This is a genomic window from Bacillus suaedaesalsae (genome assembly GCF_016890225.1).
Taxonomy (GTDB): domain Bacteria; phylum Bacillota; class Bacilli; order Bacillales; family SA4; genus Bacillus_BS; species Bacillus_BS suaedaesalsae.
In genome coordinates this window covers 70,429-94,520 of the sequence record NZ_JAFELM010000039.1, presented here as the reverse complement: position 1 = coordinate 94,520, position 24,092 = coordinate 70,429, and the positions used below count along the sequence as shown (strand labels likewise).

Sequence of the window (24,092 nt, the reverse complement as noted above, 5' to 3'; positions counted from 1 at the left end):
TAAAAGGACTAGTTTTAATGTACTTATTTCATGGACCTTATAACTCATTTTGTTTCGTATATTCTAAAAATGATAATTTTATTTAAGTAACTTATCAGCATCTGGATCTTCATAAAAAGTTAGATATACTTGCTTTCCTCGATCTGCATACGCTCTTACTTTCTTGCTTTTTGAATAAAACGTTTTATGTGGACTTGATTGTGCCTTACGCGCAAGAGATGTAAGTTCGGTTTTGGAAATAGGGAAACCAATAGTAATTGCTGAGTCTAGACCAAGATTAAAAAGTTTAGGTGGTGCAGTTACAGTTTTTCCTTTTATATAATGAACGTTCTTATATTCTATCTTTGTATGTGTATGTTGAGTAATCCAGGCCTCTTCCCATCCCTTTTTAAAAGTGTATTCTATACCTTCTTTATGAATTTGTTTTTTTACAGTTGCTTTATTCTTGCTGGCAATTTTCTTTAAGTTACTTAAGTAATCAGGATATTTAACTACAACTTTATTTTTTGAAACAAATGATGAAGGTAACCATCCAACTTTACTTCCACTTTTCACTTTATACCAGGTGACGCCATTACTAATCGTCATGCTTGTTGCTTGAACTATAGATCCTTTTTTAGGAGTCGTAATGATTTGGGATGATGTTTTAAAACTTTGGTACATCTTCGCGATATCTGAATTCGCATAAAAACTTGATGTGAATGGTTTTATTTCACTATCTCTTAATATTGTCGCAGATTGTACCCAACCTGTCTTAGTTCCAACTTTTACATTATACCAAGTAACACCATTAATATTAGTAATATTAGATGATAAAACCTTCGTACCTTTATTAGCTGTTAATATAACTTTTGATGTTGTTTTAAAAGTTTCATAGATTTTTGTTGGTTGTATATTAATATAAAAGGTAGCTTTATGTGGAAGTATCAAATTATCTTTTGAAACATCTTCTCCGCGAATCCATCCAACCTTGCCTCCAAAGTTAACCTTATACCAGATATATGCATTAGAGTTTATTGCATTTGTTGAATGAACCATTGTTCCTTTATTAGCATATGTAATAATATTTGAATTGCTGTTATAAGTTTCATATATTTCAGCACGATCTTCTTTAACATAGTAGGTAGCAATATGTGGAACAACCTGTTCGTTTGGTATAAGTAATTCAGCGGCATGAGCTGGTGTAATCGTCGCGAAAATTAAGCTAAAGACAAAGAAAAATAGAAATCTTTTGTTCATAAATAGTTTCCTCCAAATGTTAGCACAGTATAGCCAGTTAAAAAGAAGTACCAGATATATTGGTACTTCTCCTCTTATGCTAATACTATTTCTCAGCAGTAAATGTTTTCTTAACCTTATCACTCTCGTTCATGCCAAGACGTTTTATTGATACATATACGTACCCGGATTTTGTTCCTAATTGTTTTAAAGAAATAGTGCCACTAGTTGTAGATACAGGTTTGGATGTTGCAAGTAGTTTACCTGATGATGAATAAACTTTTATTGTGTCCCCTTTTTTCAGACCCTTGACGTAAACCGTATCATATTTTTTCTTATTATTTTACACGGTTATATTATATACTGACGGTTTAGCTGTTTTTGGTTCAGCATTAAAATGATATTTAACTTTATCACTCTCTGTCATTCCACTTCTTGTAACTGATACATAAATATAGCCTGAGCCTGTACCTAATTGACTGATGTTTAATGTAGTGGAAGTCGATGTTACTGGTTTAGAAGTAGCCAATAATGTTCCTTTTGAATTGTATACTTTAACTATATCTGACTATATTAAAGATCCTATAGTTACTGTATCTGCCTTACCAACATGATTAGTAACCTTTAAAGATTTACTGCTAATAGACGAAGATTTTTGCTTAACAATAAAACTATAAGGCTGGTTAGTGCTATTATAATCATCATCTACTGAAATATAGTAGTTACCTGCAGGTAAGTTGAATTTGGCTATCTCAACACCTTTAGCAAATTGGCCACTTTGTGTAGTAAAGTAACCTAGTTCATCACCGTTTGAATTGTAAAGAGCAACGTCCCAAGCCATATAAGGTTTACGATTCATTTGTAATTCTACAACTGTAGGTTTAGTAACACTAAATGTGTAATAATCTACATCACTTCCATACTGCATATGTCCTTGGTATAATTTTCCAGTTGAAATTTTATTTGCACTTTGAGCATTATTATTAAATTCTTTTTCATATGTACTAGTTTTATGATAGTTTACTGAAAACTCATAAGGATCAAATTCTGAATTGAAGTCATCATCAATTAAAAGATAATATGTGCCCTTAGGGAGTCCGACTGTTTTTTGGAGTGGCTTTGTAACGTTCGTACTATAAGAAGTTGTAGTGGTGAAATATTCCTCTCCATCAGCATTTATTAACGTTAAATCCCAGGCAAGGTTTGCTTTTTGACTCATATTTAATGTAATGACGCCATCTTCGGGAAGAGTGAATTTATAATAATCATAGTCCGAAGAGTATTGAATTTCGCCCTTAATTTTTGTATTAGTACTTATTGTATTTGCCGTAATAGAAGTGTTATTAAATTCCGTTTCAACAGTAGACGAAGCGTTGAAATAGACTGCAAAATAGTATTTTTTATCTTTTGTATTAAAGTTCTCATTAATATTAATATAGTATGTTCCCTTTGGTAAACCAACTCTGCTAGCGGTAACACCTAATGCATTACTATAATAATTAGTATGTCCTTCACTAAAAATATTTCCGTTACTATCTAATATTTCGTAGTCCCATTGATGTCCGGGATAGTTATTAATATTAAAGGTAACAAGCCCTGAAGAGGGTATTGTGAATTTATAATAATCCTGATAATCTCCACTCCCGTTTAACATACCTTCATATATCTTATTAACATCAATCTGTTGTGCCGTTTGCATGGTCTCTAAACCATAGTTCGCCAAAACATTACCACCACCAAAACCTAATGAAGCAATAACAATTGATAATACCATACATAAATGAATTATGTATTTTTTCATAAACCTTCCCCCTGTATTTAGACCTATTAATATTTTACTAGAATATTTTAGCATTTTTCCTATAAATTACAATATATAGTCATATAGTAATATTTAATTATTTTTATTGCATATCTAAATTTTTTATTTTTGTGTTAGAATGTTATTACCAAATTTTTACTCAGAGAGGTGCTGGATGAAAAAGATTATTAGCTTGTTGATAATTGTTGTTCTGCTATCTTCTGTCATACCCTTTGGACAACTGTATGCGCATGCTGAAACATTGGAACACGAGGATAATGGAACACTTAATACTGCCAATTTATTAGAGTTAAAACCTGACCCGCAGAATAAAACAATAACTTCAGCAGTAATTAATGGATCACTTCTAACTGGCTCAGATGAGGATTATTACAAGGTTGATTTAGCTGCACCGGGAAAGCTAAAAATAGATATTAATGTAAATCAACAAGCCCGTTATAAAGTCTCGTTGTTAACAAAAGATGGAACACCAATTGAATCCTGGAACACGCGTTTTATTGAATCCAAAACTCTTATTACAATGATAGATATTGGATTAGCAAAAGGAACTTACTTTATTAAAATATCTATGCATGAAATGTACAATGAAAATACACCTTATACAGTAAAGGTAGGATATACTCCAAGTTCTACAACTGAACATGAAGTAAATAACACGATTGCTAATGCAAATAAAATTAGTTTCAATACACAGGTTACGGCTACATTTAGCCATACTAAGGATAGCGATTATTATCAACTTACTGTTCCAAAAGATATGACTCTATCTATCCTAACTACTAGACCCCTTGAAACTACGTACCTACTTAAGTTTTTTAACCAGGACGAAACCGTTCTTAAATCGCACTATTCTGAGCCGGGGAGTGACCAACTTCTCAGGTACTTTGTCGATGTAAAAGTAAAGGCGGGTACATATTACCTCAAATTAAGTCCGGAATTATTGGGAGTACCTACATTCGAACGTTATAGTTTCAAAATTATTGAAAAAGACACAATAGCACCTGGAATACCAAAAATAAATCAGATAACTGATAAAAGCACGACAATCTCTGGTACTGCAGAGGCGAATTCTTCCATCTATATAAAAATAAATTATAGTAAAACTAGCTATTGGAAATATAAGGCAGGGGCAGCTGATAAATATGGAAAGTTTAAATTTCCAATTAGTAAGCTAAGAGCTGGAACGGTTGTAAATATCTCGGCAAAGGACAGTACTGGAAATGAGGGTAAATCTGTTACTGTAAAAGTAAAGGACGTTACTGCTCCAAGTTTACCTACTATCAATAAATTATCTTGTAAGTCAAAGTACTTAACGGGTAAGACGGAACCGTATGCTAAGGTGAAAATTAAAATAGGAAGTAAAACTCTTATTACTGGAAAAGCTGACTCAAAAGGTAAATTTAAGATTAAAGTTGGGTACCAAAAAAGAAAAACAAAGCTTTGCGTTTATGGTACGGATGCATCAGGGAATATAAGTAAAGCGAAAGTGGTAGTGGTCAAGTAATTCTTAACTCTAAAAATAAAGTCATGAAAAGAGGTCAGTTTCCAATGGAAAACTGACCTCCTTTTATGTAATTTAATTGATAGCATTTATGACAATCCACGAAGATAGGAAAATATACCTATAAAAACTGTTTCCGTCTTCTATTACCAATCTTAATAAAGAGACGTCCGGTTTCTTGGCATTTGAAAAAACGGATTTGAAAAATAGTAAGTGGTGTCCAGACCTCTTTAAATACATAATATGGCATGAAATATCCCCCTCTATCGAATAATTAGCGGGGTAGCTGGCTGGCTTATCAATAATAGACTTAGCCCCTATAGCTTTGCGAAGCCACCTTTCGATGGTTGTGCCTTTCTCCTATTAACGTGAGGATATCACAGTAAAAATAAAAATGTTGTCACAATTTGGAATAGTTGGAATTTTTATAGATAAATTTTACTACCTTTGAGAATTCTAATAGTATGTAGTATCTATAGAGATGATCTAGTAGAATTAAAAGTTATTATATTGAAAAAGAATGAAGAAAAATGTACGAATATAAAGAAAGAAAAAATGACCCGAAAAGTACAGGTCATTTTTTCTATTAATTTTGTTCAGTATTTTTAACCTCTGGAACTATGAAATTCAACTCCCTAGTATCATCAAATGCAGCTTTTGAGTGTATATTTTTTGTTTCTACTTTTATCTTGTAAGTTCCTGGTGCAGAAGGCTTCCATTCATACTTGTTTGAATTCGAATAATCCTTCAAGACTTTCCATTCGATTCCGTTAAATATGGAGAACTTATACTGCTGATTTGCCGTCTGTTGTGTTAATACAGTAATCAATACAGGAACCTCGAGAGTCGGATTAATTGTACTAGTTTGAACCTCTTTAATCTTTGATGGTGCATAAACAACGTAATCCATTACTTTTTCGGAATCATAAGCATTCTTTGACCATTTATGCTTAGCCTGAACTTTGATCTTATATGTTCCAGAAGTAGTTGGTGTCCAAGCAACGTTTGTCCTAGATGAATAGTCCTTAACTGTAATCCAATTCTTACCGTCAAATACTAAATACTTTACTAGATTATATTGTTGATTGTTTGTCTGTGCAGAAATCGTTAAGTTCGTATTTGATGTCTGTGGACTTGGTTTGTTTACTGATAGAGTTTTTACTACAGCTTTGTCGAAAATAGAATAGAATATGGTCTTTTCATGATCAAACTGTTTATTCGATAATTTGTGTTTTGCTTGAACTTTAATCGTATATGTGCCGGAAATTGTTGGTTTCCAAGTTACTTTTGTACTGGAAGAATAATTCTTAATTGTCGTCCATTTTTTACCGTCAAACACTAAATATTTATAGATGTTATCCTTCTGGCTATTAGTCTGTGTTGAGATGTTTATAGAAGTATTAGTCAGTTGTGGACTAATTTTGTCTGCTTTAATGGATGCAACAACAGCAGGATTATAAACTTTGTATGAAATAACTTTTTGATCGTCATAGTTTTTCCAAGAATTTTTGCCTTTTACTTGGACTTTGATTTGGTAATTTCCTGCTTTAGTAGGTTTCCAGTTTAAAGTACCAACAGTTGAATATCCCTTTAATAGTGTCCACTTTGATCCATTATGAACATAGAATCGATATAGAGATGGTGTATTTTGAGTTAACTTCGTTGAAATTGATATAGAAGTATTTGCTGGTTGTGGACTATTTTTACTAACTGCAACACTCTTTATTTTGCTGTAAACTTTATAGCCGTTAGCTTGAGCAATAGCATCAAATGATTTTGAAGAGTTGATAATAATTACTTTCGTGTTAACTTTAACCCTTTCGAATAGCCATCTAACTTCATTGTCGTACATACGAATGCAACCTGCACTAGCATAAGTGCCGATTGAAGCAGGATTGCTGTTACCGTGAATGGCATACGTTGTTCCCCATGTTCCCCTGGCGTTAATACCTAACCATCGATCACCTAGTGGGTTTCGAGGATCTCCTCCTGGTATTTTCAGTTTGTAGTAAGGTCTATTTTTTATTTTATTTACAATTTTAAAGCTTCCTTCAGGTGTGTATGAGTTCTTTCTGCCAGTCGCTACTTTGAAGGATTTTACAACCCTCCCCTCATTATAGTAGGCTAGTTTGTTAGTTTTTTTATTGATAATAATGAGTTGTGAGCTACTTGCAGCATGAGTAGTATCAATATTGGTGAAATAGAAAAGCGAAAAAAACAGCGTGAAAATTATGACATAACTTACTTTCTTCATTTGTACCCCCCGTTTGTCTATTAAGCTATATTTATTCTAAACAGAGAGAAAAATAAATGTTGTAAAATTTTGGTATTTTGAAAATAAAGATTTCGACAATTTTATGTATTATTAGACGAGAACATATATAAAAAATATTAAAATTCAATTATGATAGATTATACATACAGTAGATACAACAATAGAAAGGAAAGATATTCATGAATATATCAGTTCTAGGATGCGGAAGATGGGGAACTTTTTTAGCTTGGTATGTTAATAAAGTAGGACACAATGTCATGATCTGGGGTCGAGAGAACTCTAAAAATTATCATACATTAAAAGATACAAGAAAGAACGACTATCTAACAGTGCCCGATAGCATTGAATTTACTAGCTCATTAGAAACAGCAGTTTCTCAAGCAGAAGTGATTATTATTTCAATTAGTGCACAGGAGTTACGTTCGTTTGCAAAACAGTTAACGACAATAGATGGTATTGAAAATAAAACATTTATTCTCTGTATGAAAGGTTTAGAGGCTACTACTGGAAAACGACTTACTCAGGTGTTTAGTGAAGAGGTAGGAAAAAATATCAATCTAGCAGTTTGGGTTGGACCTGGTCACGTCCAAGATTTTGTAAATGATATACCAAATTGTATGGTAATTGGATCCGAGGATGTTGAAGTTACCAAAAATATCGTAGAAGAGCTAAATAGTGATCTGATCAGATTTTATTATGGTCAAGACCTAATTGGAAACGAAATTGGTGCTGCAACAAAGAATGTTATGGGAATTGCTGCGGGGATGTTAGACGGATTAGGTTACAGCAGTTTAAAGGGTTCACTTATGGCGAGGGGAACTAGAGAAATTTCTCGTTTAGTAAGAGCCATGGGGGGGAATGATTTAACAATCTATGGATTAAGTCATTTAGGTGATTATGAAGCAACTCTGTTCTCGCCACATAGTAACAATAGAAGATTCGGAGAAGCCTATACAAAGGGAGAAAGCTTTGGGAAATTAGCAGAAGGTGTATCGACTGTTAAAGCATTAAAAGAGTTATCTGAACTGTATCATGTAGAACTTCCGATTTGTGATGCACTATATGAAATACTTTTTAATCATAAAGATGCAAAAGAAATACTCGAGCAGCTACTAATGAGACCTGTAAAGTTTGAGTTTTAACTTTTTGAAATTTTGTCGATATAATAATTAACTATAAATCAACGAAACTATAAATCTATTAAAAGCAAAGACTTATAGTTAATAAACGGAGGAACCATGGAAGCGCGCTATTTATTTATATTGGCTATTTTTATACTATTATTAATTCCAGAAAGTAAAGCATCAGCTACTAGTTTTGTATATCCAAATCAAAAATACAATTATGAAGAGATGACAGTGGATATAAAACAATTAGCCAAGTATCACCCAGGTTTGGTGACATATAAATCATTAGGAAAGACTCCATATGGAAGAGAAGTTTGGGCAGTTAAGCTTGGTAAGGGAGATGCGACTGTATTTTTTAATTCGTCCCACCATGCTCGTGAGTGGTTAACAACAAATTTAACCATGGAAATGATTGATCAATATAGTGATGCATATAAGTACAAACGTAAAATGCACGGCTATGATGTATATAAGTTGTTAAATGAAACTTCTATATGGTTTGTCCCTATGGTGAACCCTGATGGTGTTACTCTTCAACAATATGGGGTAAAGAAATTCCCAAAGAGTGTTCAAAAAAGTTTAATCGCCATGAATAATGGAAGCAAAAACTTTAAAAGATGGAAAAGTAATGCACAAGGTATTGATTTGAATAGACAATATCCGGCAGGTTGGACAAAACGATCAGTTAAGAAACCGTATTATAAGGATTATCCTGGGAAGGCTCCACTTGTAGCACCAGAAGCAAAGTATATGTATAACTTTACAAATTTCCTGGATCCTGAGATGACAGTATCTTATCATTCAACAGGAAGAATATTATTTTGGCATTATCAAACAAAACCACAAAATTACAACCGAGATTATTTGATTGCAAAAGATGTATCTAAGTTTACTGGATACAAGCTAGTAAAACCTAATAAGAATGCTAGTGGGGCAGGATATAAAGACTGGTTTATTTCTAAGTTTGGAAGACCGGCACTAACACCTGAAATTAGCTATCCTGTATATGAATCCAATCCACCTATCTCCGTATTTAATGAGGAGTGGAGACGTAACAGTAAGATGGGATTGTATGTGGCTGCCCAAGGGAAAAAGTTATGGGATGCTAAGATTAAAGTAACAAATATGACGATTACAACGTTTGAAAGTAAAAAGCTTTACGACAAACCGGACAATAAATACATTACAAAAGATACATTGAGTGCAAATAAATATACAGTAACAGGAATAAAGGGATCTTGGTACCGTGTTAGTAGTTCAAAGGGAAGTAAATGGATTCCTTCTTCCAACACAATTAAAGGTACATATAAAACGATTAATGTACCAATCTTGTTAACGGAAACAACTGCAACATACTCATCTCCGTTCACAAACAGAAAAACGGCACTGGCTCTAAAACCACAAACAGTACAAGCTGTGAAACAATGGAATGACTGGTATGCAATTAAAACTATTCAAGGTGAAAGATGGATTAATCCTACAAATGAAATTTATAACTACAAACCAGTTAAAACAGAAAAAGAAGTCTTAATAGGTGTTAACACCAATGCATATAGCCTACCAAATGCAAAGAATAACTTAAAACCTATTAAAGTCCTTGAACCAGCTGTATATTCAACTAAGTATAGTTGGAATGGTTGGGTTGCTATTCAAATTAGTAATCAAATTGTATGGGTAAAGCAAACTAGTGACGTAATGGACTTCTTACCAACTTCGTTGCAGCAAACAATAATAGTAGAAACAGAAAAAATACTATATAGTCTACCTTTAGATTCGAAACAAACAGATACAATCATCCAACCACAGGAAATTCAAGTAATAGCTGAGTTTAATGGATGGTATCAAGTTAAAGTTGGAGAAATCCAAGGATGGATCATAAAAGAATAATAATTTAGAGCCCTTCATTTGAAGGGCTCATTTTATGCGAAAATTGGAAGAAAGTTTAAATGGATAATAATGGGTAAAGGTAGTAAAATAGATTGAGGTAAAGGGGGATTACTAGTTGAAACTGACAAAATATATAATTACCATTCTACTTTTTACACTTTTGTTTTCAACAAAAGCATATGCTGATGAATTAAACGTTAAGCCAAAAGTCTCTGAATCTGAAGTATTGGAAATGTTTAGTGAAGATTCGGATTATGTTGAACAGCAAATGATTATTAAATTTAAAGAGAATACAAGTAATGGAACAAAACAATCTTTCTTTCAAAAAAATAATTTGAAAGAAATATCAAGCTTACCAAAGATGAACTTCGTTATTGTTTCAGTGAAAGGAAAACAAGACCTTTCCCAATTAGCGGAAACATTTATAGAAAAAAATATTGTGGAGTTTGTTGAGCCAAACTATCAAGTCGAGCAAGCATACACGCCGAAAGATTCAAAATATAGTAACCAATGGTATTTGAAAAAAATTGGCGCACCTAAAGCATGGGATACAACAAGAGGTACGTCTAACATAATTGTTGCAGTAGTCGATAGTGGTGTTGAAACCACACATCCGGATTTAAAAGGGAAAATTACAAAACCATACAATGCGGTATATCCAGGATACGGATTTCAACCAGAAGAACACGGTACTCACGTTGCAGGTATTATTGCTGCAACAATGAACAGTTCTGGAATAGCAGGAATAGCACCAAATGTTAAAATTATGCCAGTAAATGTTTTTGATGGCCCGTACGCAAATATGTATGATGTTGCTAGAGGTATTATTTATGCATCAGATAACGGTGCAAGTGTTATTAATTTAAGTCTTGGAAGTTATTCATATAGCTACATATTAGATTATGCAGTTAGCTATGCAAGTTCGAAAGGTGTTGTTGTAATAGCGGCAGCGGGTAATGATAATACCACGTATCCTGTATATCCAGCATCTCTCAATAAAGTTATTTCAATTAGTGCAACAGACCAGAATGATAAAATTACAGATTTCTCTAACTATGGTTATACGATAGACTTATCTGCACCGGGGAAGGACATTTATTCAACCGTAACAAAAAGTTCATATAAAAATATGAATGGGACTTCAATGGCAGCTCCGGTTGTAACAGGTACTACTGCGTTAATGCTTTCAAAGAATCCATATTTAACACCTTCACAAGTGGAAGGGATACTTAGGAAATCTGTAAAAGATTTAGGATCTTCCGGTTGGGATTATTATTATGGATACGGTCGAATTGATGTAAGTAAAGCAATTGCAAATACTCCATCTCCAATTACGAATATTTCAAAGTCAACGTCGACCTTCAATATGACAGGAGCTAATTCTGTCGGAATCTCATTCAGTACTTATGGTACATCAAATGTATCTGTTTATGTACAGGATTCAAAAGGGAAAGTGGTAAAAGGTTTAGTGACAAAAAAGACAACAGGTGGAAAAATCAGTACATCTTGGAACGGGAAACTAAACAGTTCGGACTATCCAAAAAATGGAATCTATAAGATGGTAGCTAAAATATCAAATAGTAAGAAGACAACGTATAAAACAACAGATATTAAAGTGGTCGATAAAGTTACTCCTACAATTAAACATAGCAGTACAACACTGAATTACTCTCCTGTTGTAAATAAGTCAGTTACTCTACCTTTCGAATTAAACAAGTCAGGGAAAGTAACGGCTATTGTATACGATAAGTATGGAAAAGTAGTTAAAACCATCGCAAAAGATAAATACTACTCACCGGGTAAAAAGTCATTAACTTGGGACGGGAAAAACAGTAAAGGAAGTAGAGTTGCGGACGGACAATATCGTGTGAAGTTTTCGGTTGTGGACTCTTATAAGAAAAAAGGGAAGACAACTCAAATTACGATTAATATCGATACGAAGGCTCCACAAGGATCAATTGTATTAGCATCCGGGAGCACCTATAAGATGACTGGTACGAATGTCACTTCGGCAAAAGCAGATATAAAGGAAACAACAATTACTACATCTTATATCATGAATGATAAAGGTGCTAAAGTCAGAACACTATCATCCAACAAAACTTATAAAAAAGGTATTTACACATTAAGTTGGGACGGTAAGAATGATAAGAAGCAACTCGTTGCAGAAGGTAAGTATCAATTTGTAATCGAGTTTAGAGATTATGCTGGAAATAAAGTAATTAAAAAGAGTAGCTTAATCACGCTTCAAGATTGGAGAACACCAACAATTCAAACGGGAGCCGAATTTATATTAAACAATAAAGGTAGCGTAACGATACCTTATACACTATCCAAATCGGGTAAGGTCTCAATTGATATCCTAAATGGAGCTACAGTAATAAGAACAATTAGCAAGAATGTACCAGTATCTAGCGGTGCTCGATCCTTTACTTGGGATGGTAAGGATAAAGACGGAAATGTAATTCCGGATGGACAGTACAGCTTTAAAATCTCAACAATAGATAAATACAATCAGCAAAAAGTCTTTACTGGAAAAATAAATGTTTACCGAACGATAGTAACAATAGAGTATCCAAGTATGGTTCAATATTACCCTTTTGCTGATGTTGTAACAGAGGTGTATTATAAATTATCACACGCAGCCAAGGTAACGGTGGAAATTTATGATGCGAATAATACAAAGGTTAGAACCATCCAAACTAATAAAGATACCCCTGCTGGAATAAGTTATTTTGAATGGGATGGGTATTATGATAGTGGCTACAGCTCATGGTATTATGATTCTCCGTTTAAATATGTGATTAAAGCAACAAATGCAGGTGGAAACGCAACAACTGTAAGTGGAGAAATGCTAGAGGAAAAGTTTCCGTCATGGATACAATCAAAGAATTACCAATTCCTTGAAGATGATGGGTATGGTTGGTATTATAAAGGTTTTGACGCTGATATTACCGTGGCTCAACCAGCTAAACTGACAATCTATTTATTCGAGAGTTATTATGACAACTATCCAATTGAGTACAAAGAATATTCATTACAAACAGGATCCAACAAAATAAACTATTTAAAACCAACCAATTATATTAATGGATATCAGGATTATGTACTGGTCTATGAAGATCATCTTGGAAATCTATATTTAGATTCTCTTAGCGATCTTTACGGAAGCTCCTATAGTGCGGAGAGCTTTAGTACTCAGAAGTTTGATGTGACTAAATTAGAGGATATAAAAGAGCAACAGTAAAAAATTCACTTTCGTAATCACGGTAATAAGAGGTTAAATCGTATAGATTTAATCTCTTATTTATTTCTCTGTACATACCATACTTTGTTTTTTCTTCAAATCAATAGACCTTCACTCATTAGGGGCTACTTAAGAATAGTTAAAGATATATATTTATTAACTATTGATTCTGAAATATAATGTTATCTGTTAGGATCATCGAAGAATTCTTTTTAGAGACTTTTAAATTATTAAAATATTATTTATTTAACTAGAACTTTACAGCGAAAGGACGTCGGTGAAATGCTTAGGAAAAGTCTTAAGATGTTTATTGTTATGATACTCTTACTTGGAAGTTTACCACTAAACTTCATAGAGTCGGCGAGTGCAGAGGGAAGTCATCAAGTAGTTGTGCCGATTGGATATACTCCGATTTATACAGTTGATGACTTGAATAAGGTACGAAATAATCTATCTGGTAAGTATATTGTCATGAATGATATTGATCTGACAGAAGCAACCAGAGAGAATGGTAGTTTTTATAATGAGGGGAAAGGGTGGATTCCAATTGGAACGGAAACCACACCATTTCAAGGGACTTTCGATGGAAATGGGTATAAAATTTCCGGATTGAATCAGCAAATCAAATCAGAGTTGGTTATTTATGCAGGTCTGTTCGGTTATGTAAAGAATGGCAAAATCCTCAATATCGGGATGGAAAACAGTAGTATAACTGCTGAGAATACATCCCTTGATTCATCAACCTCAAAAGTATATGCAGGTGGGATTGTTGGATATGGATACAACATCTCCGTTACCGATAGCTATAATACAGGTAGTGTCTCCGCTCAGTCATTATTTGACGGCTATGCGGGAGGGATTATAGGATATGTATCTGGACAGTACAACACTATTGCAACGATCACAAATAGTTATAATACTGGCATCATACAAGCGAAAACCAATACAGGTGGGATTGCTGGGGAGGTTTATCGGACAGCAATAAGTGGTGTATACAATACAGCAGATTTAAACAAAACTCAAAGTAAAAATACCGGTGGAATTGTGGGTTATATGTATTCAAATTCTTCCATAACGGATGCATACAATACCGGTAACATTTCATACCAGTCCCGTGGAGGCGGGATTGTTGGTTATGCATCTAGTTCTTCTATTAAAAATGTGAATAATGAAGGTGACTTGAGTAGTGCGACCAGTTCCTCTGATGGGGGAGGAATCCTTGGTTATGGCAGTACAGTTACGATTAGCAATAGTTTCAACAACGGAAACATTATAAGCACTGCAAATTACTCAGAGGGTGGGGGAATCGCCGGTACTATTACTTCAAATTCTTCAATTAGTGAATCATACAACAATGGAAATATAAGTGTAGATAGCTATGCGAGTGGGATAGCAAGTACAGCTTATCGTTCGGTAATAAACCAAGTGTTTAATACAGGAACGGTAACAGCGACCTCCTCAGGCGGTATTGTTTCTTACGGTTCAGAAATAACCATTATAGATAGCTTTAATATTGGAACAATTAAAGGGAGATATAACTTGGGTGGAATTGCTGCCTTAGCATTGTCAGGATCTTCTATTAAAAACACGTACAATACTGGAAGTCTAGTATCGATAGTTTCTTATTCCTCCATTGACAAAGGTGGGATTGTCGGAGAAAACGAGGGGACTATTGAAAATAGCTACTACATTGACTTGATAAACACAGGAGTCGGAATTGGTGCTGCGGACGGTACTTATAAAGTTACCTTTGACCATATGAAGGATAAAGCAACGTTCCAAGGATTTGATTTTACATCAATCTGGAAACAAGACACGGAATCAGAATTCCGTTTCCCATTACTATCAGTAGTTCCAACAGGTGAATCAGAACGAATCATTGATGTATCAATTGCATCACTTCCCGAAAAACTTCAATATATTCAAGGGGAAGAGCTCATTTTAACTGGCGGGAAGCTGTTAGTCAAAACAAACCACGGAAACAGTAAACAAGTTGAGATGTCGCAGGAGATGGTTTCCAAGATTAACCCGGATTGGACAGGAAACCAAACAGTAAAAGTAACCTATGATGGATTTCAGACTACTTTTACTGTAAATGTCAAACCCACATATCAAGTAACATTTGCAGATTATGATGGAACCATTTTAAAAACAGAGGATGTTGTTGGAGGCGAGTCTGCTACAGCACCAGAAGTACCTATTCACGATGGTAGAACATTTATTGGATGGGATACAACTTTTAGTAATGTTCACGATTATTTATATGTAAAAGCTCAGTACAGAGTCCATGAATATTCAGTCACATATCGGGATGGGGAATCTTCGCTATTCACCCAAACCCATAAGTACGGTGAAACTATCAATATACCTGAACAGCCAACCAAAGTTGGGTATGCATTCTTGGACTGGTATACGGATTCTGAGTACCAGAACCTGTACTCTTTCTCTGAGCCGATAAAATCAGATGTGGTTCTTTATGCTAAGTTTGTAAAAATTCCAGATAAAGTACAAAATATCGTTGTCAAACCGGGGATTGACTACCTTAAAGTAACGTGGAAACCGGTTGCGGATGCTGATCGCTATAGTGTATGGTGGACGACTTCACCAAACGAGTATTTCAATGGAACCTATATAAGTCCTGAAAATAATGAATATTTTATATCTGGTTTAAATCAGAATCAAACGTATTATGTGAGGGTAACAGCAAATAGGTTGGTTGATGACAAGCAAATAGATAGTCCGGACTCACAGTTAATAAGTGCTAGAACAGTGTTTACAGGAGTTACATCCCCAAAAGCAACAGCGGTTGGTGCTGATAAAGTAAAACTAACCTGGTTAAAATCACCTGACGCAACAGGGTATGAGATTTACCGTTCGGAGTCAAGCGGCGGTTCGTATTACAAGATTGCGACTACGGAAGGTTATAAAGAAGATTACCTGAACACAGGTCTGGCTCCAGGGAAAACATATTACTACAAAATCAAGGCTTATCGAGAAATAAATGGAAGCACCTATTACAGTCCATTTTCAACGATCACCAGTGCTAAGCCAGTCCTAACTGGAACTACCATTAAAGCTGCAATGGCAGGATACGACAAAGTTAAATTGACTTGGACTAAATCAGTGGAAGCTACTGGGTATGAGATCTATCGAGCAGATTCTTTAACTAGTACCTTTAGCAAAGTTATTACAATTACCAATAACAGTACATTAACCTATACAAACAGTGGATTAGCGACGGGCAAGAGATATTACTACAAGATAAGAGTATATAAGAGTATAGGTGGTAAAAACTACTACACTGGTTATTCAAATAGTACGTATGCTACCCCTGTGCTTGGGGGCACAAACGCGACTGCGATCTCGTCTGGATACAACAAAGTAAAAGTAAGTTGGAAACCTGTTTCAGGATCACACGGATATGAGGTTTACCGGGCAACATCACTTTCTGGTTCGTATTCAAAGGTTACGACCATTACAAAAGGTAGCACATTGAGCTATATTAATACTAGCCTCACGACAGGGCGAACATATTATTATAAGGTAAGGGCTTACCGAATTGTCAGCGGGAAAAAGGTTTACAACTCATTCTCAAAGGTTGTAAGCGCGAAGCCGACCCTGGCTGCACCGTCGAAAATCTATCTTACAAAAGGAAGTAAAACAGCAATCAAAGTATCTTGGTATAATGCAGGAGAAGCTACTGGTTATGAAATCTATCGTTCTATCCAGAAAACAGGAACTTACAGCAGAATTAAATCAATAACATCTGCTAAAACAACTAGCTATACAAACACTTCTCTAGCAAGAGCTAAAACATACTATTATAAAGTTCGGGCTTATAAAGTAGTCAACGGGAAGAAGGTTTATAGTTCATTTACAACTGTGGCCATCTACAAATTATAAAACTAAAAAAGGGATCAAATCACTTAATGATTTGACTCCCTTTTTTAGTTTTGAAACTCTTTCGGCATTGTTTACTAATGTAGAAGAGAGATTTTTAATCATATCCTTAAATTATCCGGAGGTTAGTATTTGGTGTAAGTAGATTTTTGAAGGTATGAACTAGACCCAAGATGATCTATTATTAAATACTCAGGCAATAATAGATAATTCCATTTTCAAACGTAAATGCCTAGCCAAAATGGTAAATTTTATATCGCATTCTCAACCTTTGTGGTATATTAACCTTCTGATTATACAATTATTGGGAGGTACATATGAAAAAACAACATACTTTTCTTTTAATGATTTCAATTTTATTACTGTTTACTTCCTCTCCTTTACAAGTGGATGCTCATAATGGAGCACTTGATAAATTAGGGGGGCATTTCCGGAATTCAGATTGTACTTATTTATTACATAAACCTACTAGTCTTGCAAAAAGTGCAAAGACAAAAGCAGCTTTACTTACTTTGATTAAAAAGTACAGCAGCAACTCATGTAAAAATTCATTAACCACTTCTAAAATTGATTCAGGCAGTATAAAGCTACCAACTGGAACGGTTGCTGCTCCTAAACCAGGTGCAATTGTATTAAACAAAAAATACACTGCAACGCTAGTTAAGTGTACTGATGGAGATACAGCTACTTTCAATATTAATGGTAAAGAATATAAGACTCGTTTTCTCTTTATTGATACACCAGAATATACAACAACAAAAGAAAAGTATGGGAAAGAAGCAAGTGAGTATACGTGTTCAAAACTGAAGAAAGCGAAAAAGATTGTTTTAGAAACGGACGGGAAAGACGTTTATGATAAATATAAACGGTTATTAGCATGGGTGCACGTGGATAGCAGTCTTCTACAGGAGCAAATTACAAAAGCAGGTTTAGTAGAGGGATACTATGATTATGGGACGTATGATTATGAGGCAAAGGTTCGTAATGCGATGGCTTATGCGAAAAAGTATAAAAAAGGTATATATAAATAAGATACCTAATGTAAAAAGAGTAGGCAATTGCGATGCCTTTTTAATTAGAAGTAATTTATTATTTGCATGGGATTTCTCCCATGCTTTTTGTTATTAAAAAAAACCAATTATTATCTTGGAAATAATTGTAGACATTTGAAGATAAATGTAGAATGATGTATAGTGAGATTTTACTATTCTTGCAATTCTAACATAATAAAGACTAATGAAAAAATGCGAAAGGATAAATAAACTATGAGATTCATAGCAATACTTGTTGTATTCATCCTAGCAGTGGGGTCAATTGTAGTAGGTAAGATACATTGGAACGAGAAAATATCAGCGTTTTCAGGTATGAAGAGTAAAGTGGTAATTGAAAATGAAAAGCCTGAAAATCTTAATAAGTCTGCAGAAATGGATATCAGTAAATACACAGTTAACTTACCATTGGAACTGAAAGAGTATATTGAGCAGTCCTTTAAGGAGAAGGAGCAAATCGAATTAGTCCTTCTAGGTTCAAATTCTACATCATCAGAAGAAGGTACTTGGTCCAATCTTTTCAAGCTTAAACTTGAAGAAGTATACGGAGATTTATTTACTGTAACAGTTTTTGGGATCCAAAATAAGAATTCAAATGAAGTAGTAGAAGAAAAATTATATGAAGAAGCAGTCCAAGCAAAACCTGATATCTTACTATTCGAACCATTTATATTAAAAGATAATGGGGAAGTAGCAATGAATCAAAGGCTTGATAATATTGAAATAATGCTAGAAGCTTTTCAATTAGTAAATCCAGAATTACATATTCTACTTCAGCCTGCAAATCCTTTATATGATGCTACATATTATCCAAAAGAAGTTGCAAAATTAAAAGAATTTGCAATTAAAAACAATATTACATTTCTTAATCATTGGGAAAATTGGCCAGACTTTGAGTCAGAAGAAATAAGAAACTATTTAGTAGAAGATCCAGACATGCCATTGAAATCCTTACCAAATGAAAAAGGTCATCAATCTTGGGCTAATTATATTGCAAATACTTTTACAGGTGAAAATATACAGGAATAGCAATGTGAATTGGTAAATTTTTAGGTAGTTAGTTTGACATTTACTACTGATATAATCAAAAATGACTTTTATACTAATAATTATATATATTACCATCAGGAGGAGAACATGGAAGAAACAATTAGCTTGAAGGAATTATTCCAAGTATTAAAAAAACGTCTAGGTCTAATCGTGATCATTACATTAATCGCAACAATGACTAGTGGTATTATTAGTTATTTCTTTTTAACCCCAATTTATTCTGCTTCAACACAATTACTTGTAAATCAGAAGAAATCTGATGAACAAGCTTACAATGTGGGGGAAGTACAAACAAACCTACAACTGATAAACACTTACAGTGTCATTATTAAAAGCCCGGCAATATTAGAGAAAGTTAAGGACGAACTTAACATAGAGCATATTGGCGAACTATCAGTAACGAGTGAAAATAACTCCCAGGTTGTATCAATATTGATTGAGGATCCAAATCCAGTTATGGCAGCTGACATTGTAAATACAGTTGCAAACGTTTTTCAAAAAGAAATTGCAACTATTATGAATGTGGATAATGTCAGCATTCTGTCAAAAGCAGAAGTACCTGATGATCCAAATCCAGTAAAACCAAATCCAACATTAAATATGGCAATTGCATTTGTAGTGGGTGCAATGATTGGGATTGGACTTGCATTCTTACTTGAATATTTAGATAACACGATTCGAACAGAACAAGACATTGAGAAATTACTTCAACTTCCAGTACTTGGAGCAATTACTGTCATTACAGAAGAGGCAGAACTTCAAGGATTAACTAAAAATCAACCAACTCGCAGAGTAAGAGGTGAATCCGTTGGCTCGTAAAGCAAAAAAACTCATCCAAGCTTTAAATAGAAGTTTAATCACAATTACAAATTCTAAATCACCAATTTCAGAACAATATAGAACTATTCGAACAAATATTCAATTCTCAACTGTCGATAAAGAACTAAAGACGGTCATGGTAACATCTGCGGGCCCAGGGGAAGGGAAATCCACGACTACTGCGAACTTAGCTGTAGTATTTGCACAACAAGGTAAGAAAGTATTATTAATTGATGGTGATCTGCGAAAACCTACTGTTCATTACACATTCCGTTTAAATAATCATATTGGGTTAACAAATGTGTTAACAAAACAAGCATCTCTTGAAAATTCAGTTAGAGAAACAGAACAAGAAAACCTTTATGTATTACCGAGTGGACCAGTTCCACCAAATCCAGCAGAGTTATTAGGTTCAAGAGCCATGAAAGAGTTGTTAACAAATACCTCTGCACAATTCGATGTTGTGGTTTTTGATACCCCGCCAGTACTTGCTGTAACCGATGCGCAAGTATTAGCAAATGAATGTGATGGAGTTGTTCTTGTCGTAAGTAGCGGTAAAACAGAGAATGAAGCTTCAATCAAAGCGAAAGAGCTATTAGTAAATGCAAATGCAAAAATTCTTGGTGTGGTCCTAAACAACAAACCACAAAAAGAAAGTCAATATTATTACTATTATGGAAAAAATTGATGGCATTCGACAAAATATGCCCATTTTCCTAGTCTTATTGTTATGTTAATATGGAAAAGTGTCATTAATTGTAATAAAAAAGGGGAGATTGTCATGATAGATATACATTGCCACATCTTGCCTGGTATAGATGATGGTCCTAAAGACCTAAAAGACTCTTTACTAATGGCAAAAGAGGCAGTTGCAGAAGGAATTACATCTATCATTGCAACTCCTCACTTCAATCAAAAATACGAGAATTCCAAAGAAATGATCTTAGCGAAGGTAAAACAATTAAATGAAGTATTAGAACAAGAAAACATTCCTCTTACCATTTTACCAGGCCAAGAGCCTCGTATATATGGAGAGCTTCTAGATGATTACGAGATTGGTAGAATCCTAACTCTTAACAAAACTGGAAAATACTTATTTATAGAGTTACCTTCGGGTCATGTCCCGAGATATACAGAGCAATTACTGTATGACATTCAAATGAAAGAAATGACACCGATTATTGTACATCCTGAGCGAAACCAGGAAATCATCGAGAACCCTGACGTCTTGTACAAATTGGTCGAAAAAGGTGCACTAACTCAAATTACGGCATCTAGTCTTTCAGGTGATTTAGGGAAGAAAATAAAAAAATTCTCCATTCAATTAATTGAATCAAGTCTTACTCACTTTATAGCATCAGATGCCCATAACGTCTCATCTCGTAATTTCAGATTAGCATCTGCCTATCATGAGATGGAAAAGCAATTTGGAATGCAAGCGGTATTCACATTTAGTGAAAATGCAGAATTGCTGGTTGAAGGGAAAAGCGTATATAGAGCCGCACCCGAAAGAGTGAGAAAGAGTAAGTTTTTAGGGATTTTTTAATGTGTTCAACAAGAAAAGCGATACTGATGTAATCCTAAGTAGTACTTCTGTCATCGCTTTTTAAGTATGTGTAAATCTCAAATTCGAGATTTTCTGTAAGCGAGGTAATTTAGTTTTTTTCGATAGTTTACATATGGACTATCGAGGGAGGAGCTCAAATATGACTTATCGGAGTCGGTTAACATTTTTAATTTTTATTGATTCATTAATTGTTTTATCAGCCATTTATCTTAGTTATTTTATTTTGCATCCAGATTTACAAATATATACGATTCCGACTTTATTTATTAGTTCCATAACTCTGTTGGTAAGTCATCACTTCTTTGCATCGGTTTATCATCTGTATAAAAAAGCGTGGGAATATGCAAGTGTTCCAGAGTTATTATCAATTACTAAATCAGTAACTTTCTCTGTTATTACGGCTGCAGCCATTCAGTTATTAATTAATGGAGACATATACGTGCGTGTGTTAATGATTGCATGGATGCTTCATATGTTACTAATTGGAGGCTCTCGTTTTTCATGGAGAGTACTAAGAAGCAGAGTTGTAAGACAAGAGAATAATAAAAAACGTACACTGATTGTTGGTGCTGGTGCCGCAGGGACAATGGTTGTTCGCCAATTATTATCTAATCAAGAAACTGAATTAAAGCCAATCGCATTTATTGATGATGATAAAAGAAAACATCACCTTGATATTCTGGGACTTCCTGTATTAGGAGATTCCTCTTTGATTGAACAAGTAGTTAAGGAGAAGGAAATAGATAATATTGTAATTGCTATTCCTTCACTTAGTAAAAAAGAGTTAAACGTTATCTTTGAAGAATGTTCTAAAACAACAGCCAAGACACAAATAATGCCAATGATTGAAGACTTAATGGTTGGTAAAGTATCGGTAAACCACTTCCGTGATGTTCAAGTAGAAGATCTACTTGGGAGAGAACAGATCGAACTTGATACTGCAAGAATCGCATTTCACATCTCAGATAAAGTAGTTCTTGTTACAGGTGCTGGGGGGTCTATTGGATCTGAAATTTGTAGACAAATCATGAACTTCCATCCGGATAAAATTGTACTGCTTGGTCATGGAGAAAATAGTATCTACTCAATTGAACTAGATTTACGTACACTTTTTCCAACAGCCAAAACAGAAATTGTAACAGAAATTGCTGACATTCAAGACCGTAACAAAATATTTACAATCATGGAAACGCATAGGCCTAACATTGTATACCATGCAGCAGCACATAAGCATGTACCACTAATGGAACGTAACCCAGAAGAAGCGGTGAAAAATAACATATTTGGTACAAAAAATGTTGCGGAAGCATCAGCGACATTTGCGGTGGAAACGTTTGTCCTAGTTTCTTCTGATAAAGCAGTTAATCCTACAAACGTAATGGGAGCAACAAAGCGATTCGCGGAACTGGTCATTCAAGATATCGATCGTCACAGTGAAACAACGAAATTCGTCGCAGTTCGTTTTGGAAACGTGCTTGGAAGTAGAGGAAGTGTAATCCCTCTATTCAAAAAGCAAATTCAAGCAGGTGGGCCAGTAACAGTGACTCATCCAGAAATGACTCGCTACTTCATGACAATTCCAGAGGCATCACGCCTTGTAATTCAAGCGAGTGTTCTAGGACGTGGGGGAGAAATCTTCGTCTTAGACATGGGTGAGCCTGTTAAGATTGTTGACTTAGCAAGAAACCTAATTAAATTATCAGGTTATTCAATAGAAGAAATCGGTATTAAGTATTCGGGAATTCGTCCTGGTGAAAAAATGTATGAAGAATTATTAAATGAAGAAGAAGTTCATAAAGAGCAAGTGTTTCCAAAGATTCATATTGGAAAAGCGGCGAATGTGGATCAAGCTATTATATATAATTTCATTAAAAGATTCGAACAAATGGAAATTAATGAAGTAAAGAGTTACTTGTTAGATGTTGCTAATAATAGATTCATAAACAAAGATATTGTAGAAGTTAGTTGAATTCAAACTATCTTTAAGGAGTGTTATAAAGTTGTATAAAATGGTAAAAAGATTATTTGATATTATACTTTCTTTGATAGGATTAATTATTTTATCACCGATATTTATTATCTTAATTTTGGTGATTAAATTAGAATCTAGGGGACCTGTGCTTTTTAAACAAAAGCGTGTAGGAATAAACAAAACATATTTTAATATCTATAAATTCCGAACAATGAAAATTGATACACCAATAGATACCCCTACTCATCTTTTAGAAAATGCTGATCAATATATAACAAAAGTTGGAAGGTTTTTGAGGAAAACAAGCCTTGATGAGCTGCCTCAGATATTGAATATACTATTAGGACAAATGAGTATTATTGGACCAAGACCTGCACTTTGGAATCAATTTGATCTAATTAAAGAAAGAGATAAATATGATGCAAATGATGTATTACCAGGATTGACTGGATGGGCTCAAATTAATGGTCGAGACGAACTGCCCATTGAAATTAAAGCTAAATTAGATGGAGAATATGTTAGGAAAATGAGTCTTTGTTTCGATGCAAAATGTATTTTTATTACTTTTATTAAGGTCCTAAAACGTGATGGAATTATAGAAGGTATATATACTATACCAAACGTAAAAAGAGAGAAATAGCATTCTAAAGTTAAAATG

Annotated in this window: 16 protein-coding genes and 1 riboswitch; of the genes, 12 read left to right on the top strand and 4 right to left on the bottom strand. The window is 34.2% G+C overall.

Going from position 1 to position 24,092, the window contains the following annotated elements:
* Positions 1 to 78 precede the first annotated feature (78 nt).
* From JR050_RS15715 to JR050_RS15705, 3 genes are all read right to left on the bottom strand, one after another.
* Complete coding sequence (locus JR050_RS15715) at positions 79 to 1,239, bottom strand: SH3 domain-containing protein (RefSeq protein ID WP_204204473.1); 1,161 nt, start codon at positions 1,237 to 1,239, stop codon at positions 79 to 81.
* 322 nt (positions 1,240 to 1,561) lie between these two features.
* Positions 1,562 to 1,747, bottom strand: coding sequence for a hypothetical protein (locus JR050_RS15710; RefSeq protein WP_204204472.1), 186 nt, complete (start codon positions 1,745 to 1,747; stop codon positions 1,562 to 1,564).
* Positions 1,748 to 1,786: 39 nt separating this feature from the next.
* On the bottom strand, positions 1,787 to 3,019 hold the full coding sequence (locus JR050_RS15705; protein ID WP_204204471.1) for a pre-peptidase C-terminal domain-containing protein: 1,233 nt from the start codon (positions 3,017 to 3,019) through the stop codon (positions 1,787 to 1,789).
* Positions 3,020 to 3,194: 175 nt separating this feature from the next.
* On the opposite strand from JR050_RS15705, the gene JR050_RS15700 reads away from it, so the two are divergent.
* On the top strand, positions 3,195 to 4,544 hold the full coding sequence (locus tag JR050_RS15700) for an Ig-like domain-containing protein (RefSeq protein ID WP_204204470.1): 1,350 nt from the start codon (positions 3,195 to 3,197) through the stop codon (positions 4,542 to 4,544).
* 275 nt (positions 4,545 to 4,819) lie between these two features.
* Positions 4,820 to 4,905, bottom strand: a riboswitch (cyclic di-GMP riboswitch).
* A gap of 222 nt (positions 4,906 to 5,127) precedes the next feature.
* Here the strand turns inward: JR050_RS15700 and JR050_RS20875 are convergent.
* Positions 5,128 to 6,795: a triple tyrosine motif-containing protein gene (locus tag JR050_RS20875; protein ID WP_204204469.1), complete on the bottom strand. Its 1,668-nt coding sequence runs from the start codon at positions 6,793 to 6,795 to the stop codon at positions 5,128 to 5,130.
* 200 nt (positions 6,796 to 6,995) lie between these two features.
* On the opposite strand from JR050_RS20875, the gene JR050_RS15690 reads away from it, so the two are divergent.
* From JR050_RS15690 to JR050_RS15640, 11 genes are all read left to right on the top strand, one after another.
* Complete coding sequence (locus JR050_RS15690) at positions 6,996 to 7,958, top strand: NAD(P)H-dependent glycerol-3-phosphate dehydrogenase (protein WP_204204468.1); 963 nt, start codon at positions 6,996 to 6,998, stop codon at positions 7,956 to 7,958.
* Positions 7,959 to 8,054: 96 nt separating this feature from the next.
* Positions 8,055 to 9,830, top strand: a complete 1,776-nt coding sequence (locus JR050_RS15685; RefSeq protein WP_204204467.1) for a M14 family metallopeptidase — start codon at positions 8,055 to 8,057, stop codon at positions 9,828 to 9,830.
* A 115-nt stretch (positions 9,831 to 9,945) separates the two neighbouring features.
* Complete coding sequence (locus tag JR050_RS15680) at positions 9,946 to 13,077, top strand: S8 family serine peptidase (protein WP_204204466.1); 3,132 nt, start codon at positions 9,946 to 9,948, stop codon at positions 13,075 to 13,077.
* Positions 13,078 to 13,359: 282 nt separating this feature from the next.
* On the top strand, positions 13,360 to 16,980 hold the full coding sequence (locus JR050_RS15675; RefSeq protein WP_204204465.1) for an InlB B-repeat-containing protein: 3,621 nt from the start codon (positions 13,360 to 13,362) through the stop codon (positions 16,978 to 16,980).
* Positions 16,981 to 17,294: 314 nt separating this feature from the next.
* Positions 17,295 to 18,008, top strand: a complete 714-nt coding sequence (locus JR050_RS15670; protein WP_239454434.1) for a thermonuclease family protein — start codon at positions 17,295 to 17,297, stop codon at positions 18,006 to 18,008.
* A gap of 234 nt (positions 18,009 to 18,242) precedes the next feature.
* Complete coding sequence (locus JR050_RS15665; protein WP_204204464.1) at positions 18,243 to 19,055, top strand: SGNH/GDSL hydrolase family protein; 813 nt, start codon at positions 18,243 to 18,245, stop codon at positions 19,053 to 19,055.
* A 108-nt stretch (positions 19,056 to 19,163) separates the two neighbouring features.
* A complete protein-coding gene (locus JR050_RS15660) occupies positions 19,164 to 19,895 on the top strand; it encodes a YveK family protein (RefSeq protein WP_204204463.1) in 732 nt (243 codons plus the stop codon).
* Positions 19,885 to 20,583 (top strand): CpsD/CapB family tyrosine-protein kinase, encoded by a 699-nt coding sequence (locus JR050_RS15655; protein WP_239454433.1) that lies wholly within the window; start codon positions 19,885 to 19,887, stop codon positions 20,581 to 20,583. Before JR050_RS15660 ends, JR050_RS15655 begins: the two co-directional genes overlap by 11 nt.
* 93 nt (positions 20,584 to 20,676) lie before the next feature.
* Positions 20,677 to 21,441: a tyrosine-protein phosphatase gene (locus tag JR050_RS15650; RefSeq protein ID WP_204204461.1), complete on the top strand. Its 765-nt coding sequence runs from the start codon at positions 20,677 to 20,679 to the stop codon at positions 21,439 to 21,441.
* 160 nt (positions 21,442 to 21,601) lie between these two features.
* Positions 21,602 to 23,431 carry a polysaccharide biosynthesis protein gene (locus JR050_RS15645; RefSeq protein WP_204204460.1) on the top strand — a complete coding sequence of 610 codons (1,830 nt, stop codon included), beginning with the start codon at positions 21,602 to 21,604 and terminating at the stop codon, positions 23,429 to 23,431.
* A gap of 31 nt (positions 23,432 to 23,462) precedes the next feature.
* Positions 23,463 to 24,074, top strand: a complete 612-nt coding sequence (locus JR050_RS15640; RefSeq protein ID WP_283244084.1) for a sugar transferase — start codon at positions 23,463 to 23,465, stop codon at positions 24,072 to 24,074.
* Positions 24,075 to 24,092: the final 18 nt, after the last annotated feature.

Bases quoted from the DNA above. Each gene is read 5' to 3' on its own strand.
- JR050_RS15700 (WP_204204470.1), top strand. From the start codon at position 3,195: ATGAAAAAGATTATTAGCTTGTTGATAATTGTTGTTCTGCTATCTTCT.
- JR050_RS15645 (WP_204204460.1), top strand. From the start codon at position 21,602: ATGACTTATCGGAGTCGGTTAACATTTTTAATTTTTATTGATTCATTA.
- JR050_RS15715 (WP_204204473.1), bottom strand. From the start codon at position 1,239: ATGAACAAAAGATTTCTATTTTTCTTTGTCTTTAGCTTAATTTTCGCG.
- JR050_RS15685 (WP_204204467.1), top strand. From the start codon at position 8,055: ATGGAAGCGCGCTATTTATTTATATTGGCTATTTTTATACTATTATTA.
- JR050_RS15675 (WP_204204465.1), top strand. From the start codon at position 13,360: ATGCTTAGGAAAAGTCTTAAGATGTTTATTGTTATGATACTCTTACTT.
- JR050_RS15705 (WP_204204471.1), bottom strand. From the start codon at position 3,019: ATGAAAAAATACATAATTCATTTATGTATGGTATTATCAATTGTTATT.
- JR050_RS15650 (WP_204204461.1), top strand. From the start codon at position 20,677: ATGATAGATATACATTGCCACATCTTGCCTGGTATAGATGATGGTCCT.
- JR050_RS20875 (WP_204204469.1), bottom strand. From the start codon at position 6,795: ATGAAGAAAGTAAGTTATGTCATAATTTTCACGCTGTTTTTTTCGCTT.
- JR050_RS15670 (WP_239454434.1), top strand. From the start codon at position 17,295: ATGAAAAAACAACATACTTTTCTTTTAATGATTTCAATTTTATTACTG.
- JR050_RS15665 (WP_204204464.1), top strand. From the start codon at position 18,243: ATGAGATTCATAGCAATACTTGTTGTATTCATCCTAGCAGTGGGGTCA.
- JR050_RS15690 (WP_204204468.1), top strand. From the start codon at position 6,996: ATGAATATATCAGTTCTAGGATGCGGAAGATGGGGAACTTTTTTAGCT.
- JR050_RS15660 (WP_204204463.1), top strand. From the start codon at position 19,164: ATGGAAGAAACAATTAGCTTGAAGGAATTATTCCAAGTATTAAAAAAA.